The sequence below is a fragment of the Eikenella sp. NML03-A-027 genome (assembly GCF_001648395.1).
Taxonomy (GTDB): Bacteria; Pseudomonadota; Gammaproteobacteria; order Burkholderiales; family Neisseriaceae; genus Eikenella; species Eikenella exigua.
In genome coordinates this window covers 229,980-247,328 of sequence record NZ_LXSM01000016.1, presented here as the reverse complement: position 1 = coordinate 247,328, position 17,349 = coordinate 229,980, and the positions used below count along the sequence as shown (strand labels likewise).

20 protein-coding genes and 1 tRNA gene are annotated in these 17,349 nt (G+C 53.9%); 8 read left to right on the top strand and 13 right to left on the bottom strand.

The genetic code is table 11. The features are described 5' to 3' along the window. The first annotated feature begins 113 nt into the window (after window positions 1–113). The 5 genes from A7P96_RS06675 to yfaE all read left to right on the top strand — a co-directional run bounded on the left by A7P96_RS06675 (window position 114) and on the right by yfaE (window position 4,274). Window positions 114–1,565 carry an NAD-dependent succinate-semialdehyde dehydrogenase gene (locus A7P96_RS06675; RefSeq protein ID WP_067525738.1) on the top strand — a complete coding sequence of 484 codons (1,452 nt, stop codon included), beginning with the start codon at window positions 114–116 and terminating at the stop codon, window positions 1,563–1,565. A 266-nt stretch (window positions 1,566–1,831) separates the two neighbouring features. Further along, on the top strand, window positions 1,832–2,971 hold the full coding sequence (gene obgE / locus A7P96_RS06670; protein WP_067525736.1) for a GTPase ObgE: 1,140 nt from the start codon (window positions 1,832–1,834) through the stop codon (window positions 2,969–2,971). A 30-nt stretch (window positions 2,972–3,001) separates the two neighbouring features. After that, the gene (locus A7P96_RS06665; protein ID WP_067525734.1) at window positions 3,002–3,331 is read left to right on the top strand and encodes a hypothetical protein; all 330 of its coding nucleotides are present in this window, start codon (window positions 3,002–3,004) and stop codon (window positions 3,329–3,331) included. 37 nt (window positions 3,332–3,368) lie between these two features. Further along, on the top strand, window positions 3,369–3,851 hold the full coding sequence (locus A7P96_RS06660; RefSeq protein ID WP_067525732.1) for a copper resistance protein NlpE: 483 nt from the start codon (window positions 3,369–3,371) through the stop codon (window positions 3,849–3,851). A gap of 117 nt (window positions 3,852–3,968) precedes the next feature. Then, on the top strand, window positions 3,969–4,274 hold the full coding sequence (gene yfaE, locus A7P96_RS06655) for a class I ribonucleotide reductase maintenance protein YfaE (protein ID WP_067525730.1): 306 nt from the start codon (window positions 3,969–3,971) through the stop codon (window positions 4,272–4,274). Between the two features lie 104 nt (window positions 4,275–4,378). Here yfaE and A7P96_RS06650 read toward each other — a convergent pair whose 3' ends face one another. The 3 genes from A7P96_RS06650 to A7P96_RS06640 all read right to left on the bottom strand — a co-directional run bounded on the left by A7P96_RS06650 (window position 4,379) and on the right by A7P96_RS06640 (window position 6,647). Then, window positions 4,379–4,894, bottom strand: coding sequence for a single-stranded DNA-binding protein (locus A7P96_RS06650; protein WP_067525728.1), 516 nt, complete (start codon window positions 4,892–4,894; stop codon window positions 4,379–4,381). Next, on the bottom strand, window positions 4,881–5,099 hold the full coding sequence (locus tag A7P96_RS06645; protein WP_067525727.1) for a hypothetical protein: 219 nt from the start codon (window positions 5,097–5,099) through the stop codon (window positions 4,881–4,883). Before A7P96_RS06645 ends, A7P96_RS06650 begins: the two co-directional genes overlap by 14 nt. Window positions 5,100–6,017: 918 nt before the next feature. Then, window positions 6,018–6,647 carry a lytic transglycosylase domain-containing protein gene (locus A7P96_RS06640; protein ID WP_067525725.1) on the bottom strand — a complete coding sequence of 210 codons (630 nt, stop codon included), beginning with the start codon at window positions 6,645–6,647 and terminating at the stop codon, window positions 6,018–6,020. 392 nt (window positions 6,648–7,039) lie between these two features. Here A7P96_RS06640 and A7P96_RS06635 point away from each other — a divergent pair, with 392 nt between their 5' ends. After that, window positions 7,040–7,870: a basic amino acid ABC transporter substrate-binding protein gene (locus tag A7P96_RS06635; RefSeq protein ID WP_067525723.1), complete on the top strand. Its 831-nt coding sequence runs from the start codon at window positions 7,040–7,042 to the stop codon at window positions 7,868–7,870. A gap of 592 nt (window positions 7,871–8,462) precedes the next feature. On the opposite strand, the gene A7P96_RS11010 is transcribed toward A7P96_RS06635, so the two are convergent. From A7P96_RS11010 to A7P96_RS11260, 4 genes are all read right to left on the bottom strand, one after another. Further along, window positions 8,463–8,666: a DUF4261 domain-containing protein gene (locus A7P96_RS11010; protein ID WP_067525721.1), complete on the bottom strand. Its 204-nt coding sequence runs from the start codon at window positions 8,664–8,666 to the stop codon at window positions 8,463–8,465. Between the two features lie 804 nt (window positions 8,667–9,470). After that, complete coding sequence (gene pflA, locus A7P96_RS06620) at window positions 9,471–10,286, bottom strand: pyruvate formate-lyase-activating protein (RefSeq protein WP_067439492.1); 816 nt, start codon at window positions 10,284–10,286, stop codon at window positions 9,471–9,473. A 196-nt stretch (window positions 10,287–10,482) separates the two neighbouring features. Beyond that, window positions 10,483–12,762 (bottom strand): formate C-acetyltransferase, encoded by a 2,280-nt coding sequence (gene pflB, locus A7P96_RS06615; protein ID WP_067525719.1) that lies wholly within the window; start codon window positions 12,760–12,762, stop codon window positions 10,483–10,485. 373 nt (window positions 12,763–13,135) lie between these two features. Beyond that, window positions 13,136–13,372 carry a hypothetical protein gene (locus tag A7P96_RS11260; RefSeq protein WP_231863651.1) on the bottom strand — a complete coding sequence of 79 codons (237 nt, stop codon included), beginning with the start codon at window positions 13,370–13,372 and terminating at the stop codon, window positions 13,136–13,138. Between A7P96_RS11260 and A7P96_RS11255 the strand changes: the two genes are divergently transcribed. Then, window positions 13,371–13,544, top strand: coding sequence for a hypothetical protein (locus tag A7P96_RS11255; protein ID WP_193390858.1), 174 nt, complete (start codon window positions 13,371–13,373; stop codon window positions 13,542–13,544). The genes A7P96_RS11260 and A7P96_RS11255 overlap by 2 nt on opposite strands. Before the next feature lie 60 nt (window positions 13,545–13,604). On the opposite strand, the gene A7P96_RS06605 is transcribed toward A7P96_RS11255, so the two are convergent. The 6 genes from A7P96_RS06605 to A7P96_RS06580 form a co-directional block, all read right to left on the bottom strand. Then, window positions 13,605–13,680, bottom strand: a tRNA-Thr gene (locus A7P96_RS06605). Between the two features lie 12 nt (window positions 13,681–13,692). Further along, complete coding sequence (gene efp / locus A7P96_RS06600; RefSeq protein ID WP_067525717.1) at window positions 13,693–14,253, bottom strand: elongation factor P; 561 nt, start codon at window positions 14,251–14,253, stop codon at window positions 13,693–13,695. 118 nt (window positions 14,254–14,371) lie between these two features. Beyond that, on the bottom strand, window positions 14,372–14,869 hold the full coding sequence (locus A7P96_RS06595; RefSeq protein ID WP_067525715.1) for a hypothetical protein: 498 nt from the start codon (window positions 14,867–14,869) through the stop codon (window positions 14,372–14,374). Between the two features lie 84 nt (window positions 14,870–14,953). Further along, entirely contained in the window at window positions 14,954–15,700 is a 747-nt protein-coding gene (locus A7P96_RS06590; protein WP_067525714.1) for an isoprenyl transferase, read from the bottom strand. 88 nt (window positions 15,701–15,788) lie between these two features. Then, a complete protein-coding gene (gene frr / locus A7P96_RS06585) occupies window positions 15,789–16,346 on the bottom strand; it encodes a ribosome recycling factor (protein WP_064083836.1) in 558 nt (185 codons plus the stop codon). Continuing rightward, a complete protein-coding gene (locus A7P96_RS06580; protein ID WP_156496297.1) occupies window positions 16,343–16,606 on the bottom strand; it encodes a hypothetical protein in 264 nt (87 codons plus the stop codon). The genes frr and A7P96_RS06580 overlap by 4 nt, the downstream gene beginning before the upstream one ends. Before the next feature lie 102 nt (window positions 16,607–16,708). Between A7P96_RS06580 and A7P96_RS06575 the strand changes: the two genes are divergently transcribed. Then, window positions 16,709–17,191 (top strand): ricin-type beta-trefoil lectin domain protein, encoded by a 483-nt coding sequence (locus A7P96_RS06575; protein ID WP_067525710.1) that lies wholly within the window; start codon window positions 16,709–16,711, stop codon window positions 17,189–17,191. Window positions 17,192–17,349: the final 158 nt, after the last annotated feature.

Genomic DNA, 17,349 nt, shown 5'->3' with positions numbered 1-17,349 from the left:
ACTATCCGATCCGGCCTACTCAGTCAGGTAATCTCCCGGCTTGCCGGATGCTGCATCAAACCATTTTTCAGGGTAACTTTCCTATTACTTCCAATCCTTTTCAGGTAGCCTCCATGACCCAGCCCAACCATCCCGCCCTCCTGCGCACCCAGTGCTACATCAACGGCCAATGGCTTGATGCCGACAGCGGCCGTACCATTGCCGTATCCAACCCTGCCACCAGCCAAATCATCGGCAGCGTGCCGGATATGGGCGCGGCGGAAGCCGAATGCGTGGTGGCCGCTGCCCAGGCCGCACTGCCCGCCTGGCGTGCGCTCACTGCCAAACAACGCAGCCAAATCCTGCGCCGTTGGTTTGATTTAATGATGGAAGCACAGGAGGAGCTCGCCACCCTACTCACGCTGGAGCAAGGCAAGCCGCTGGCCGAGGCGCGCGGCGAAATTGCCTACGGCGCGTCCTACATCGAATGGTATGCCGAAGAAGCCAAGCGCGTTTATGGCGACACCATTCCCGGCCCCGCGCCCGACAAACGTATTTTGGTGCTCAAGCAGCCCGTCGGCGTGTGTGCCGCGATTACGCCGTGGAACTTCCCCAACGCCATGATCACGCGCAAAGCCGCGCCCGCGCTGGCCGCCGGCTGCACCTTCGTCATCCGCCCTGCCTCACAAACGCCGTTTTCCGCTCTAGCCATTGCCGCCTTGGCCGAACGTGCCGGCATTCCGGCGGGCGTGTTCAACGTAATCACCGGCTCGTCGCGCGAAATCGGCCGCGTGCTCACCGAAAGCGATACGGTAAAAAAATTCAGCTTCACCGGCTCCACCGCCGTCGGCCGACAGCTGCAGGCGCAATGCGCTTCCACCATCAAGAAAACCTCGATGGAGCTGGGCGGCAACGCGCCGTTTATCGTGTTCAACGATGCCGACATCGATGCCGCCGTCTCCGGCGCGATTGCCTGCAAATTCCGCAACGCCGGCCAAACCTGCGTGTGTGCCAACCGCATCTATGTGCAAAGCGGCGTGTATGACGAATTTGTCCGCAAATTCGCCCAAGCGGCAGGCTACCTGAAAGTGGGCAGCGGTTTGGAAAGCGGCACGGAATGCGGCCCGCTGATTGATGAAGCCGCGCTGGCCAAAGTGGAAGAACACCTGGCCGACGCGCTCGCTCATGGTGGCGAAGTAGTTGCCGGCGGTGCGCGCCACTCAGCAGGCGAACTGTTCTTCCAGCCCACCGTTATCCGCCACGCCCATGCCGGCATGAAAGTGGCGCGCGAAGAAACCTTCGGCCCACTCGCCCCCGCGTTCCGTTTCGAGAGCGAAGCAGACGTGTTGCAACAGGCCAACGCCACCGAATACGGCCTGGCCGCCTATTGCTACACACGCAGCCTCGGCACGGCCACACGCATGATGGAAGGCTTGGAATACGGCATGGTCGGCATCAACACCGGCGTGATTTCCAACGAAGCCGCCCCCTTCGGCGGCGTGAAGCAATCAGGCATCGGCCGCGAAGGCGGCAAATACGGACTGGAAGAATATTTGGAAACCAAATACGTGATGCTGTCGGTTTAAGCAGCAGGCTACCTGAAAACGTCCGCTGTAACACAGTGAGACGATAATTGGCGCAGCCAAGGCACAGTTTCTGCAAAACGAAAACATGGCACAAATTTTCAGGTAGCCTTTGCGCCAGTCCTTTATAATGTGCATATTTGCACACGGCTGGCTAAAGCAAAATCCGGCGCACAGCCATACCCATTCCAGCCGCAAGCATCATCCTACATAACGAATCAAAATTTTCAGGTAGCCCCAAAGAGGCTACCTGAAAACGGAAAGCGCAAATGAAATTTATCGACGAAGCCAAAATCGAAGTCGCCGCCGGGCGCGGCGGCAACGGCGCGGTCAGCTTCCGCCGCGAAAAATACGTGCCGCGCGGCGGGCCGGATGGCGGCGACGGCGGGCGCGGCGGCAGCGTGTTCGCCGTGGCCAACGAAAACGTAAACACGCTGGTGGAATACCGTTTTGTGAAACGTTATCAGGCCAAAAACGGCGAAAGAGGCCACGGCTCCGACCGCTACGGCGCCGGCGCCGACGATATCGAGCTGCAAATGCCCGTAGGCACACTAATCCGAGATGCCGACACCGGCGAAATCGTGGCCGACCTCACGCGGCACGGCCAGCGCGTTTGCCTGGCGCGCGGCGGCAAAGGCGGCTTGGGCAACATCCATTTCAAATCTTCGGTCAATCGTGCGCCCAAACAGGCCACGCCCGGCGAACCCGGCGAGGCGCGCCGATTGCTGTTGGAACTGAAAGTGTTGGCCGACGTCGGCCTGTTGGGCATGCCCAATACCGGCAAATCCACCCTGATCCGCGCCGTGTCTGCCGCCCGCCCCAAAGTGGCCGACTACCCCTTCACCACGCTGCACCCCAACCTGGGCGTGGTGCGCGTGGACGAAAGCCAAAGCTTTGTGATGGCCGATATCCCAGGCCTGATTGAAGGTGCGGCCGAAGGCGCCGGGCTGGGACACCGCTTTTTGAAACACCTTTCGCGTACCGGCCTCTTGCTGCACGTGGTAGACTTGGCCCCGTTCGACGAAGCCGTCAGCCCCGCCGCCGAAGCGCTGGCCATCATCAACGAGCTGAAAAAATACGACGACGAACTGTTTGACAAACCGCGCTGGTTAGTGCTGAACAAACTAGATATGCTCACGCCGGAAGAGGCTGCCGAACGCAAAGCCGAATTCCTCGAAGCCGTCGGCTGGGACTACCCGGCCCCCGGCGAGCCTGGCTTCAATTGGCAAACCCCGCGCCTATTTGAAATCAGCGCACTCGCCCATCAGGGCACGCAGGAGTTGGTGCGGCAAATCGGGCAGTATTTGGCCGAGAAGAAACAACTGGCCGCAGCAGAGGCTGAAACTGATACACCTCTGGAAACACCTATTACTACTGATATGTCGATTTTTAAAGCAGAATTAAGTTAATAAAATCAACTCATTTAAGGAGATATTTCTATGGACATTGGAAAACTCGTTAGCTGGCTCATCGTCGGGGCTATCGCCTACGGCGGCTACAATTACCTAAGCACCGGCGATATAACTATCACGCCCCCACCGCAGCAAACTGTCCTAAAACTGGCTAATGAGGCCAACCGCAACCTGCCTAAAGGCAGCCATTTAGCCACGGGCAAATCCTGCACCCGTACCGGTGGCGGTAAAGTTAAACGTGGAATTTATACATGTGAAATCAAAGTATTTACCGGCCTCTCTTCCTACGAAGACGCCAAAAACAGTTACAACATTCTCATTACCAAACGCGACGGCCGTTGGCAACTTACCCGTTAGTTCGTCACAATGCCAAACCATCGAGAAAGGATTTAAGATGCAAACAAGATCCGCCCTCCCCCTTATCCTCCTGCTGGCCGCCTGTGCCCCGCAAGACAATGCCACACCGGGCTCCACCCCGGCGGCTGCTTCCACTGTTGCTGCCTCACAGCCTGCTGCTGAGCCTGCCGCATCAGCTGCTTCCACTGCTGCACAACCTGCCGCCCAATGGAGTGGCCGCTACTATGGCGTGCTGCCCTGCGCCTCTTGCGAAGGCATCGAAACCACCTTGATATTGCAAGAAGACGGCAGCTACCTACTCACCGAAACCTATAAGCAGCGCCAGCCGTTTACTGAAAAAACCGATGGCCGCTTCACTTGGCGCAAGCCGCAAGAAGTATTCCAGCTCGACAAAGCCGGCGGCGAGCGGCTCTACCAAATCGGCAACGGCCAGATTTGGGCGCTGGATGCCGACGGTAAACAAGTGGAAGGCGAACTGGCCAACCTCTACATCTTGAAGCAGACCGTCAGTCAGCTTTAACCCCAAAAGAAATCCGGCCTTGGCCAGGCCAAACAATTTCAGGTAGCCTTTATGCCTGCCCGCGCATAAGAAAGGCTACCTGAAATTTTCACTGCACCAAACCAAACACCGCACGCCATGCCCCAGATTACCACCCACAGCACCCGCTTCACCATGCAGGAAGGCGAAACCCTGCTCGAAGCCTTGGAGCGCACCGGCCACGAAATCGAATACCAATGCCGCAGCGGCTATTGCGGCTCCTGCCGCGTCAAACTCCTATCCGGCAGCGTTGCATACCGAGAAAGCCCGCTGGCCATGCTTCTGCCCAACGAAATCCTCACCTGCTGCTGCATGGTGAAAGAAGACATCCGCATCGACTGCCGACAACGGCAAGCCGAACCGGATTTATTCGACCGAGACCTGTTTGCCGAAAACAGCAAATAACCGGCAATTTCTCTACAGCAAAAGGCTACCTGAAAACCCAAACCAAACCCGCCGCCTGCTTCTATTCGGGAACAGGCGGCGGATTGTTGTCATCAACTTACCGTTTAAAATGGAATATCGTCATCGATATCGTCAATCGGTGCCGGGGCGGGTGCTGCGGCTTGGCGGCGTGGCGGAGCGGGCGGCTCGGCAGCGTAGGCCGGTTCATTGTAGCTTTGAGCGGGCTGCGGGCGTGGGCTGCTGGGTGCGGCTGCGTATTGGTCGCTGCCTTCGTAGGGGCTGCTGCCGCTGTTACGACCATCAAGCATTTTCATTTCGCTGGCCACGATGTCGTAAGCAGTGCGCTCGATGCCGTCTTTGCCGATGTATTTGCGGCTTTGGATGCGGCCTTCAATATACACTTTGCTGCCTTTTTTCAGATATTGGCCGGCAATCTCTGCCAAACGGCCAAACATACTGATGTTATGCCATTCGGTACGCTCTTGGCGCTGGCCGTTGCGGTCTTTCCAGTTTTCGCTAGTAGCAATAGAAAAATTGGCCACTGCGTCGCCGCTAGGCAGGTAGCGCACTTCAGGGTCACGCCCCAAGTTGCCGATAAGCATCACTTTATTCAACATGATTTCCTCCTAAAATAATCTGTTTGGCGGCGGCTTCATCGAAACCATGCTGCCGCGCCTTGATGTAAACGGTTGGACGGTCGGCGCTGAGGCTGGCAGCTTCCACACCTTCAAACTGCTGCAACACGGCCAAAAGCCACTCTTCGCAGCTCTGCCATACCGGGGGCGCCAGATTGCGCACGCCGATGGATTGCGCCATGTTGTACATGTGGCTATGTCTCTCAAATCCATCGGCGCCACTCTTGATACGATAGACAGCAGGCTGACTTCCAAAATATTGAAGCCGACAAAATACACCACCAGCGATACGCCAATAGCCAAGAGCAAAGCCTGGTCGACATAAATTCCGCACAAAACCGCTGCAATCAGCATGATACTAGCTACAAACACCTGCTTGAGCCTGTTGCACGTTTCGTCCACCACAATCGCCAATTCCAGCAGCACCGCTGACAGATAAAGCTACCAATACCATTCTTTGGACATACCAAACCGCGCATCACAATCGACAGACTGGCAAAAATTTCCATTATCACCGCCTGCAGAACAAAAATACTGAAATTGAGCTGCATCAGGCGTTTGTTGCGTAACGCCTCGCTGATGCGGAAGTCTTCATTCTCATATCTTCATGAAAACGACCCCGCTACGGATTGGACATAATCCACACACCACACTACAGCCAACATACACAATACACCGGTGGATGCAAACAGGCCGAAAATGTTGACGTAGCGGGTGAACAACGGCAAAACTACTATGCTAGCAGCAAAAGTGAAATCGATAAACCCCATTGGAGCCATGGCACGGGTACGCACTTCTTCGCACGTTAAATCCGCCAAAAGCCTGGCAACCGCCACAATCACTAAACGCTATACGCAGGCGTACTACTAGGCAGTTCTTTGGCAGGCAACACCAAAAACATACTCAGCATACGCACATATACGTCGGGAAGCTATGTGCTAGCGCACCCCATTCTTTGGACAATAAGGCGGTGCAGGAGATTCAGGGCATGGTGTTCAAATGGAAGTAGTTAGGGAAAAATTTTAGTAATTATACCCGAAGCCTTGCGCCATCGGGAGCTTTTCGGCAAGGGTAGATGTTTGATTAGACTTTCAGGTAGCCTGTTCCACTAAGACCATTGCCAGCGGTTCTGCCACGCGCCGATCACCGCGTCGGGATAACGCCGGCTACCTAGGCTGCCGTTGTAGCGCGCCAATGCCCGCTCCATATTGCCGTTTTCCAGATTGCTGTAGTGACGCAGGATGGTGCAGCCGTAGCGCAGGTTGGTGCGGATATCGAATAAGTTGTGTTCCGGCTTGCCGATGTAGCGCTGCCAAAACGGCATCACCTGCATCAGCCCGCGTGCGCCCACGCTGCTGATGGCATACTGCCGAAACGCGCTTTCCACCGTAATCAGTCCCAGAATCAACTGCGTATCCAGCCCGGCACGGGTGGTTTCGTATTGGATGTTGATGAGCAGGCGGCGGCGTTCCAGCGGGTCGGACACAAAACGCGCCAGCCGCAGCGACATATCATTGAGCCAGCGTGGCGCGTTATACGGGTTTTCAAACACTAGGCGCGGCGGGTTCACATTATTCACCGAATGGCGCATCACCGAAGTCACATCGTCCGACAGCGTCTCCTCACGCTGCGCCCCGGCACGGGCGGCTTGAGACAGGCAAGCAACGGCGGAAACGGCAGCCAGCGAAGCGAGCAGGCGGCGGCGCTCGGGCTGTTCGGGGGCAAACGGATACGACATGGTTTAAAGTGCACCGATTAAGATGATAACAGCCGCTATTATAGTGGAGTTTCGCCCACACGGCGTAGCTTGAGCCTGCCTGTTGCAGCGAAGCAGGCTATCTTCGATACAGGCTGAACAATGAAATAGCATTTTAGCTTCGCAGCAGCCGATGCTTTCAGGTAGCCTTACCCGATATCGTTGAAGCAATTACTTCTTCCCGCAATGCGGCCTACAGACAGCATGAATAAGGCAACAAAGTGCGCTACCGCCTCAGAAGAAATAAGGTGCTTGGGCTATATTCTGCAATAAACCTTTAGAATTTCCGCATATGGTTGTATGATGTGTTCCCGAATGATGTGCACAGAGCGCAATCATTAATTAACATCCAAACCAATCTAGGAGAACCGACAATGAACATGAAAAAATGGCTGGCCACCGCTCTGGCCTGCTCCGCCATCGTCCTCAGCGGCTGCGGCAATTCCGGCGGCACCCAGCAAGCCTCGCAACCTGCCGATGCCAACGCCTCCAGCGCTTCCGCCCCCGGCAGCGAAAAAGTATTGCGCGTGGCCACCAATGCCGAATTCGCCCCCTTCGAATCTAAAAACCCTGACGGCAGCCTCAGCGGTTTCGATATCGACCTCATCAACGCCTTAGCCAAAGAAGCCGGCTACCGCGTGGAATTTAAAGACCAATCTTGGGACAGCCTCTTCAACAGCCTGCGCAACGGTGATGCCGACGTGGTAGTGGCTGCCGTAACCATCACCCCCGAACGCCAACAAAGCATGCTCTTCACCGACCCCTACTTTGAAATCACTCAAGTAGTGGCCGTGCCCGAAGGCAAACAGGTAGCTTCTGTGGAAGATTTAAAAAATCTCAACCGCGTAGGCGTGGTAACCGGCAACACTGGCGATTTGGCCGCTTCCAAACTCTTGGGCGCCACCAATCCCAAAGTAACCCGCTTCGAAAGCCTGCCCCTCTTGCTGAAAGAATTGCAAAACGGCGGCGTGGACGCAGCCGTGAGCGACAGCTCCGTGGTGATGGAATTCATCAAACACAACGGCGACAAAGGCTTCACCATGATTAAAGTGCCCGATTTCGAAGCCGAACACTACGGTATCGCCCTGCGCCAAGACGACACTGAACTGCGCGACACCCTCAATAAAGCCCTGGCCGCCATCAAAGCCAGCGGTGAATACAACCGCATCCACCAGCAATACTTCGGTACCGCCGCTGCCAAATAAGCCGGTTCTGCCAATTTTGCACCAAAACTGCCTGCAATTGTTTGCAGGCAGTTTTTTATAGGAGGAAAGGCTACCTGAAAATGCTTTCCGGCACTTTCAGATAGCCTTTATCTATATCGCTAGATGCCCATGTTTCTTTTTATTACATGAGCACTTTAATCTGCGTTTATTCCTGATAATCAATAAATCCTAACCGATTGCCCGACAGATCGACAATTTCCACCATCCATCTGGTACGGATGCGGAATGGCTCGCTTAGGAAACGGATATTTCTACCCTATAATGCGGCATATCTTGCCTGCACATCTTCCACTTCAATCCACACAGTAGGAGTCATACCGGGGAACTTTTTCCGTTCTTTGAGAATAATGGCAGCTTCTTCATCGCCTACCCGAAAAGCAACCATGCCGTTTTTAGAAAAAATCGAATTTAACGGGCAAATCCAACACATCTTGGTAAAAGCGGCAGCTCGTAGCAAGATCACTTACAGGAAAAAATTATCATACTTCATTATTTTCCTCCTTATCAAAAAGTTGTTATTACAGCCGTTCTTCCACAATTACGCCGTTAAGATCGTCTGAAACAACACTGTTTAGTAGTCGATTTTCAGGGTTTCTTCAGCCACGCCGGCTACGGCTGTGGAGCGGGTGATGGCGAGTTTTTCTTCGGCATTGAAGCCGATGGTTTCGCCGTCTTGCAGGGTGATGTTTTGCGAGATGAGGTAGTCGCTGATATTGCACAGAAAGGTATGTAGGTCGGCGGGCTCGTGCGTGTTGTTGAGAATTTCGAGCTCCATTTTATTGAATTGCTCCAGACCGATGATGTAGGCATTGCTGCCTTCTTCGCTGCCAGAGAGGCCGATAAATATCCAGGCGAGAATGAGCAGGCCGACTTCGTGCAGAATGCTGCATACGTCACGATAGAAATCGGGGCGAAGACGGCGGTGCCTGAGGTATAGATGCCGATGCTGTTTTCGTCGGCAAGGGCAACACTGGCAAGTTTGCTATAGAGGCTCATCACGTCAATTGGGGCGGCGTCGCTAATGGGCATCACGACAAGCAGGATGTGCGTCTTCTTCCACGGCTTCCGGCCAGTAGTAGTTGAAGACGGCGTTTTGCTCGGCTTCACCATCGGCCAGCAAGACGGGCATGAGTAAGAGGGCGCAGAGGAGGCTGTTTATATTGAAGTGAGGTTACCGTCTTCGTTGGTGATGTCTTCGCCTTCGTCTAGGCTGATGCCCCATTCGTGTTACAGGGTGTGCAGGAGGCAGGCAGAGTCGAAGCGTTTTTCTTTTAGGAGGACGAAGCCTTGAGCGTGGCTCATGGTGAGCCTTTCTGGAGTAAAAAAAAGGGGGGGGTGAAATGAACAGTATAAGGGATGTGTCGGTGAGGCTACCTGAAATTCTTGAATTATTGGAAGCTGATGCTTGCGGCAGGCTGCCTGAAAAATCGAAAACAGCTTTTCAGGTAGCCTTTTCACGAATGCTCACCGCCTCCAGCCTATATAGTAGGCATGGCAACTTTGCCCTAGCTTTCTGCCATATGGCAGAAAGCTACCTGAAATATGTTAGCCTCTTTTCAGGCAGCCTATTCGGGCGGGCTTATACGATGGTTTGTTTACCATAGCTTTCGATGATTTCCTTTATCCGCAGGACGGTTTCTTTGGGCGGGGGATGCACGCCTTTGAGCTTGTATTCGTCGCCGCACAGCTCCCATTTGTGGGCGCCTAGTTCGTGGTAGGGAAGGATTTCCACGGTGTCGGCGTTGGGCATATCGGCAATAAATTCACCGAGCAAGTGGGCGGAACGGTCGTCGTCGGTGTAGCCGGGTACGACGACATAGCGGATGCGGGTGGGCTGATTTCGTTCGGCAAGATGGCGGGCAAACCGCAAAACTTTGGTGTTGGGGATGCCAACCAACACTTTGTGGATTTCGGGATCGATTTGCTTTAAATCTAGCATGACGAGGTTGGTATTGTCCAACAGCTCTTCCAGGGCACTGTCGTAGTGCAGGGCGTAGCCATTGGTGTCGAGGCAGGTGTGGATGTCGTGCTCGCGGCAGGCTACAAACCAGTCGCGGATGAATTGGTATTGCAGCAGGGGTTCGCCGCCGGTGGCGGTTACGCCGCCACCGGTGGCGCGAAAGTAGTGTTTGTAGGAGAGCACTTGCTGCATGAGCTGGGGCACAGTGAAGTGCAGCTCTTTTTCACTGTGCCTGTCCCAAGTGTCGCGGTTGTGACAGTAGAGACAGCGCATAAGGCAGCCCTGCATGAAGAGGACGAAGCGCAGGCCGGGGCCGTCTACGGCACCACCGGTTTCTATAGAGTGGATGTAGCCGATACCTTTGTAGGAGCGGCTGCGAGTGTCGGGCTGTTTTTTCGGTGGGGCACCGGGACTGATGGGGATGGATTCTGGCATGGTGGTTGGTGTGCGTTGGGTTTCAGGTAGCCTTTATGGCTTGTAGTGTTTTGAAAGCCCACCCTACCCTACTTGGGCTATCTTGGGCTATAGATTCTCAGGTAACCTTTACAACAGGAATCAGGCTACCTGAAAACGGGAGGAAACAAAAGTGCCGGAATGAGTTCCGGCACTGATTCCTGCTAGCTGGGCATGATTACATCCGGCTGGTGAAGGTGCGGGTGATCACGTCTTGCTGCTGCTCTTTGGTGAGCGAGTTGAAACGCACGGCATAGCCGGACACGCGGATAGTGAGCTGCGGATATTTTTCCGGGTGTTCCATCGCATCCACCAACATTTCGCGGTTGAGCACGTTCACGTTGAGATGCTGGCCGCCTTCCACACCAGCTTCGTGGTGGAAGTAGCCGTCCATCATACCGGCCAGGTTGCGTTCGCGGGAGCTTTCGTCTTTACCCAACGCACCGGGGATGATGGAGAAGGTGTAGGAAATACCGTCTTTGGCAAACTCAAACGGCAGTTTGGCCACGGAAGTCAGCGAAGCCACGGCGCCGCTTACATCACGGCCGTGCATGGGGTTAGCACCCGGGCCGAACGGAGCACCTGCGCGGCGACCATCCGGAGTATTACCAGTTTTTTTGCCATATACCACGTTAGATGTGATGGTCAGCACAGACTGGGTTGGGATGGCGTTGCGGTAGGTCGGATGAGTAGCCACTTTCTTCATGAAACGCTCTACCAGGTCGCAGGCGATGCTGTCCACACGGTCGTCGTTATTACCGAACTGCGGGTATTCTCCTTCGATTTCAAAGTCCACGGCAATGCCGTTTTCGTCGCGGATCGGTTTCACTTTAGCGTATTTGATGGCAGACAAAGAGTCGGCAGCCACAGACAGGCCGGCAATACCGCAAGCCATGGTGCGGCGCACGTCGCGGTCGTGCAAAGCCATCAAGGCTGCTTCGTAGCTGTATTTGTCGTGCATGTAGTGGATGCAATTCAGAGCGGTAACATATTGAGTGGCCAACCAGTCCATGAATTTATCCATGCGATCGAACACGGTGTCGTAGTCGAGCACTGCGTCTTTAATCGGCTCGGTTTTCGGACCGACTTGGTCTTTAGATTTTTCGTCCACGCCGCCATTGATTGCATACAGCAGGGTTTTGGCCAAGTTGGCTCGCGCACCGAAGAACTGCATATGCTTACCGACCACCATAGGGCTCACGCAGCAGGCAATGGCGTAATCGTCACTGTTGAAGTCGGGGCGCATCAGGTCGTCGTTTTCGTATTGGATAGACGAAGTATCGATAGACACTTTGGCACAGAACTCTTTGAAACCTTGCGGCAGTTTTTCAGACCACAATACGGTGATGTTCGGCTCGGGAGATGGGCCCATGTTGTACAGAGTGTGCAGCACACGGAAGTTGGTGCGGGTTACCAATGTGCGGCCATCCAAGCCCATACCACCGATGGATTCGGTAGCCCAAATCGGGTCGCCGGAAAAGAGCTGGTCGTATTCGGGCGTGCGCAGGAAACGAACCATACGCAGTTTCATCACCAAATGGTCGATGAATTCTTGTGCTTGGCTTTCGGTGATAATGCCGTTTTTCAGGTCGCGCTCGATATAAATATCCAAGAAGGAAGACACACGACCAAACGACATGGCTGCGCCGTTTTGCGACTTCACGGCGGCGAGGTAGGCGAAGTAAGTCCATTGGATGGCTTCTTGCGCGTTTTTGGCTGGGCCGGAAATATCGAAACCGTAGGAGGCAGCCATTTCCTTCATCTGCTTCAGTGCAATATGCTGCTCGTTGATTTCTTCGCGCAGGCGAATAACGCTTTCCAAGTTTTTGCCAGATTCCAAATCGGCTTGTAAAGAATGATACTGTTCGGTTTTGTCTTCCATCAGGCGGTCGATACCGTAAAGGGCCACACGGCGGTAGTCGCCGATAATGCGGCCACGGCCGTAGGCATCGGGCAAACCAGTTAAAACGCCTGATTTCCGACAACGGCGGATGTCGGGCGTGTACACATCAAACACGCCTTGGTTGTGGGTTTTACGATATTTAGTGAAGATTTCTTCCACTTCGGGATTTAGCTCCACACCATAAATCTTACAGGAATCTTTCACCATCTTCAGACCGCCGAAAGGCATGATGGAGCGTTTCAGCGGCTCATCGGTTTGCAGGCCGACAATGGTTTCCAAGTCTTTGTCGATATAGCCGGGCGCGTGGCTGGTGATGCCGGAAACAACTTGCGCATCAATTTTATACGGAGCGTGGGTTTTATTTTCCACCTTGATGCCTTCCATCACCTCCGCCCACAGCTTGGTAGTGGCATTGGTGGCCGGCGCTAAAAAGCTACCATCGCCTTCATAAGGCGTGTAGTTTTTTTGGATGAAATCGCGTACATCAATGCTATTTTCCCAATCACCGCTAACAAAGCCTGTCCAAGCAGCCGGACGCTCTATTGCTGAAGCCATAATAACCTCCTGTTTAATATAAATAAATAAAACAACGTTACAAATTAGAATTCACCATTAAAGAATGGCATTCTTCATGCCGTTTTGGGCAGAAAACTCTAACCAATAGTGCTTCTCTTAACCTAAATCAAACTTGATATCTTTTATTATTACTTATCAATACACTAAAATCAAGAAATTTTTCAGGTAATCTCATTTCCCAGCCAGGGGCTACCTTTGCTTCCGATGTGGTTAAATTATCCACCTATTCAGTCTCATCCTCAAGCAAATAAACAACCGTCTCCAAATAGGGAGCCCGCCTTGTTTCATGTTCGATTGGAACAGCTATTAATCCTACTTAAACCAATTTTCCAGTAAATATAACACCCCCAAGCTACCTGAACATACCCTTCATAAATCCTTTCACGACTACCTCCGCCCCTGAAAGCTGTTTTTTCGTGCCTGCGGCATCGCCATCTTTATTGCCAGCTCCTACCTCCTGCCCGCGCCCTACTGGGACACCCCCATCAGTTTCCCGATGGCCTTCAGCACCTACTTTTTCCGCCCCCACCAACTCACGCATACTGGCACGCCGGCAGTGGAAATACCTGCCGCTGGCATTGTTTGGCATGTGGTTTTCCGTCGATGGCATCTACTGGCTGTATTGGTCGTGGCGCGATCCGGTAGCACTCGAAATGATGCGCAGCGGCAATGCCCCCGCATCTGCCTGCCTGTATGCCCTATGCGCCATGATTTGGCTATACGACGGCACCCTGCGCGAAATATTGCGCTTGAAGAAGTAAAGCATATAGGCTACCTGAAACCCGCTCAGCAAAAAGCCCCGCGAAAAGCGGGGCTTGGATTGGTGCCGGTAAAGGGAGTTGAACCCCCGACCTTCGCATTACGAATGCGCTGCTCTACCAACTGAGCTATACCGGCCAGATTCGGCAATTAGGCGCGTTTGCGGAATTCGCCGGTACGGGAGTCGATTTCCACTTTGTCGCCGTTTTCAATATAGGCCATCACTTGGATTTCGGTACCACCCACGAGGCGTGCGGGTTTCATCACTTTACCGGAAGTGTCGCCTTTAACGGCGGGCTCGGTGTATTCCACTTCGCGCACGATGATGGTGGGCAATTCCACGGAAATCGGGTTGCCTTCGTAGAAGGTTACTTCGCACATGTCTTCCATGCCGTCTACGATGAATTTCAGGTTGTCGCCGATGTTTTCGCCTTCAACTTCGTATTGGTTGAACTCTTCATCCATGAATACATACATCGGATCAGCAAAATAGCTGTAGGTGCATTGTTTGCGGTCGAGCTGGATAACGTCGAATTTGTCGTCGGCTTTCACGATGGTTTCGCTGTTTGCGCCGGTGAGCAGGTTTTTCAGCTTCATGCTCACTTTGGCAGAGGAGCGGCCGCCTTTGATGTATTCGGTTTTCTGTACCACCATCGGCTCGCTGCCCACCATGAATACGTTGCCGGCGCGCAATTCTTGTGCGGTTTTCATAATTTATATCTCTTTCAGTCAAATCAGGGAAAACGGAAAACGCGGCATTTTAGCGCAAACGGTTTTGGCTGTCCAAAGTAAAGGCTACCTGAAAATTTCAGGTAGCCTTTCGTGCTACTTATTCGTAATAACGCCCTAAGTCCAACAAATCGCCCAACAGCGACCAATCATCTGCCACAACCGCTTCTTCCCCCAAACTATCTTCCAACCCCTGCGCGCCGCATTCCAAAAGGGTGAGCGGGTCGAAGTTGTACCAGCTATAGCCGGTTTCGGAGGTGATGCCGTAATGGCGCAATTCATTTTGCAGCTCTTGGCCACGCATGCGCTGCAACTCGGCTACCTGAAAAATAATCACGGCGCAGGCGTATTGCCACGGATCGCTTGTTTTCAGCTGCTCATCGGGCATCTGGCGGATGAGCAGCCATTGTTCGTTAAACGGTGCAGGCGGGGCAGTAAAGGCTTCTTGCAGCAGGCTGAGGCAGAGGGTGGGAGTGCAAACGGCATCCTGTTGGCTTTGCAACAGGGCATAGAGCGCCAGGAGATAGTCTTCGAGATCGCGGTTGGCGAATGATTGGCGGAGGTTTTCGATGTGGATGGAGAATTCACTATAGTTCATAGTATGAGCTTGAGTTGTAGCGCTAAAATAAAGCGGCAACAGGCATCCGCCCATCGCCGCACTACCCAATTGAAAACCAACTACTCAATCGCGCTGCTGTTCCGGTGGCAGTTGTTCGCTGGTGCGGCCGAAACGGCGTTCGCGCACCCGGAAGGAAGAAATGGCGCGGTCGAACTCGGCAGCGTCGAAATCCGGCCACAGCGCGTCGGTGAAATAAAACTCGGCATAGGCCATTTGCCAGAGCATGAAGTTGCTGATGCGGGTTTCGCCGCCGGTGCGGATAAACAGGTCGGGTTCGGGGGCTTCGGCCAAGGAAAGGCGCTGAGAGAGGTCGTCTTCGGTGATTTCGCTTTTGCCTTCGGCAATCAGCCGGTTGGCAGCTTGCAGGATATCCCAGCGGCCGCCGTAGTCAGCAGCCACGGTGAGCGTGAGGCCGGTGTTGTCGGCAGTAAGCCGTTCGGCGGCTTCAATGCCGGCCACAATCGCGGCGGGGAAGCGGCTGCGGTTACCGATCACTTTGAGCCGCAGGTTGTTTTGATGCATTTTGGCCACCTTCCCGTCTAGCGCCTGCAAAAACAGTTTCATTAAAAAGGAAACTTCGTCTTCGGGGCGGCGCCAGTTTTCGGTGGAAAAGGCGAATACGGTGAGGTATTCCACGCCGAGCTCGGCGCAGCGGGCGGCTAGGTTTTCCAGGGCGGTGAGGCCGCGTTTGTGCCCCATCACGCGCGGCAGCAAGCGTTTTTTCGCCCAACGGCCGTTGCCGTCCATAATCACGCAAACATGGCGTGGGATATTGGTGCGTTCAGGGATGCTTTGGGTGCTGCTGCTCATATGCTTTCCTCGGGCTAGGCAGGTTTCAGGTAGCCTGAGGCGGCACGGGCAAATATATCAGCCCGTGCCGCCGTATCGCTCGGATGGTTTACACCACCATCAAATCTTCTTCTTTATGCTCCAGCAGCTTATCTACTTCGGCGATGTATTTGTCGGTAAGCTTCTGGATCTGCTCTTCGCCGCGGCGGGCATCGTCTTCCGACACTTCTTTATCTTTCAGCAATTTTTTGATGTGGTCGTTGGCATCGCGGCGCACGTTGCGGATAGACACGCGACCATCTTCAGCTTCGCCGCGCACTACTTTAATCAGGTCTTTGCGGCGCTCTTCGGTGAGCATCGGCATCGGCACGCGGATGAGGTCGCCCATAGAAGCAGGATTCAGGCCGAGGTTGGAATCGCGGATAGCTTTTTCCACTGCGGCAGCCATATTGCTCTCATAGGGCTTCACGCTGATGGTGCGCGCGTCAAGCAGGGTTACGTTGGCCACCTGGCTCACCGGCACCATGCTGCCGTAGTATTCCACTTCCACCTGATCGAGCAAGCCGGTGTGAGCGCGGCCGGTGCGCACTTTGGCTAAGTTTTCGCGCAGCACTTCCACCGAACGCTGCATCTTGGTTTCGGCTGAGGTTTGGATTTCTTTGATCATAGGGTTTCCTTAATTGAAATGTTTTCAGGTAGCCTTCCGGCTGCCACGGCAATAGTGCATAACGGGCGGGATACTACCTTGCTTTGCCCGCTGCGGCAAGGTTTTCCGGCTACCGGGTGCACCACCACCATAAACAGCGCACCCGCCTGCTCTCCGGCCTGATAATACTGCATCTGCATCCGGCTTAACACCTCGCCGCACAAACAGACAAACCCCGCCCACAACAACACCAAACCGCTATACAAAACTACACAAACCACTTTCCTATCAAGCCAGCATTTGCTAAATTCCACAGCAGCAAATTATGCCATATTCCCAGCCTCACTATATAAAAAGCTACCTGAACCCACGAGGATCACCCCATGCGCCGCCTCATCCTGCTCTCCTCCCTCCTCCTCACTGCCTGCCCTCTGCCCTATTGCCCCGTGCGCCCCATCCCGCCCAATGCACCCAAACTCCACACAAAAGCCCCGAGCAGCACTGCTTTTGCTCGCGAAAAACAATCTGAATCCAAGCTCCCCGATGGCAACACCATGCGTATCGGCAGCGAATGCATCACCGTCCACAACCGCACCCTCACCCTTCGCCCCTGCCGCAACGCACCCAATCAATATTTCGAACGTATCGTCCGCAACGGCACCATCCGCCAAAATAGCCAATGCCTCACCCAAACCGGCAGCAGCATCACCCTCGAACCCTGCACTGGCAACCGCAATCAAGAATGGTATAGCGATGGCAAGCGCCTGTGCAGCCGCAGCGCCAATGCCCAATGCTGGAGCGTCGGCCAGCACGGCATGCGCCTGCAAACCCGCAACGATTCGCTCGAACAGGAAGTGCTACGCTAAAACAACAGCAAATGCCCACGCTCACCTTTTATAGCCAATCTTTCAAACATATCAGAACATAATATAAGGCTACCTGAAACCTTTCAGGTAGCCTTCTCTTGGGTATTAATTAAAATAAAAAAATCAATCGAAAAGTAATTTTTAATTGTAAAAATAAA

Excerpts from the sequence above, each read along its gene's own strand:
- A7P96_RS06675 (WP_067525738.1), top strand. The coding sequence starts at position 114 with ATGACCCAGCCCAACCATCCCGCCCTCCTGCGCACCCAGTGCTACATC.
- obgE (WP_067525736.1), top strand. The coding sequence starts at position 1,832 with ATGAAATTTATCGACGAAGCCAAAATCGAAGTCGCCGCCGGGCGCGGC.
- A7P96_RS06665 (WP_067525734.1), top strand. The coding sequence starts at position 3,002 with ATGGACATTGGAAAACTCGTTAGCTGGCTCATCGTCGGGGCTATCGCC.
- A7P96_RS06660 (WP_067525732.1), top strand. The coding sequence starts at position 3,369 with ATGCAAACAAGATCCGCCCTCCCCCTTATCCTCCTGCTGGCCGCCTGT.
- yfaE (WP_067525730.1), top strand. The coding sequence starts at position 3,969 with ATGCCCCAGATTACCACCCACAGCACCCGCTTCACCATGCAGGAAGGC.
- A7P96_RS06645 (WP_067525727.1), bottom strand. The coding sequence starts at position 5,099 with ATGTACAACATGGCGCAATCCATCGGCGTGCGCAATCTGGCGCCCCCG.
- A7P96_RS06640 (WP_067525725.1), bottom strand. The coding sequence starts at position 6,647 with ATGTCGTATCCGTTTGCCCCCGAACAGCCCGAGCGCCGCCGCCTGCTC.
- A7P96_RS06635 (WP_067525723.1), top strand. The coding sequence starts at position 7,040 with ATGAACATGAAAAAATGGCTGGCCACCGCTCTGGCCTGCTCCGCCATC.
- A7P96_RS11010 (WP_067525721.1), bottom strand. The coding sequence starts at position 8,666 with ATGGAGCTCGAAATTCTCAACAACACGCACGAGCCCGCCGACCTACAT.
- pflA (WP_067439492.1), bottom strand. The coding sequence starts at position 10,286 with ATGCCAGAATCCATCCCCATCAGTCCCGGTGCCCCACCGAAAAAACAG.
- pflB (WP_067525719.1), bottom strand. The coding sequence starts at position 12,762 with ATGGCTTCAGCAATAGAGCGTCCGGCTGCTTGGACAGGCTTTGTTAGC.
- A7P96_RS11255 (WP_193390858.1), top strand. The coding sequence starts at position 13,371 with ATGTGGTTTTCCGTCGATGGCATCTACTGGCTGTATTGGTCGTGGCGC.
- A7P96_RS11260 (WP_231863651.1), bottom strand. The coding sequence starts at position 13,372 with ATGCCAAACAATGCCAGCGGCAGGTATTTCCACTGCCGGCGTGCCAGT.
- efp (WP_067525717.1), bottom strand. The coding sequence starts at position 14,253 with ATGAAAACCGCACAAGAATTGCGCGCCGGCAACGTATTCATGGTGGGC.
- A7P96_RS06595 (WP_067525715.1), bottom strand. The coding sequence starts at position 14,869 with ATGAACTATAGTGAATTCTCCATCCACATCGAAAACCTCCGCCAATCA.
- A7P96_RS06590 (WP_067525714.1), bottom strand. The coding sequence starts at position 15,700 with ATGAGCAGCAGCACCCAAAGCATCCCTGAACGCACCAATATCCCACGC.
- frr (WP_064083836.1), bottom strand. The coding sequence starts at position 16,346 with ATGATCAAAGAAATCCAAACCTCAGCCGAAACCAAGATGCAGCGTTCG.
- A7P96_RS06575 (WP_067525710.1), top strand. The coding sequence starts at position 16,709 with ATGCGCCGCCTCATCCTGCTCTCCTCCCTCCTCCTCACTGCCTGCCCT.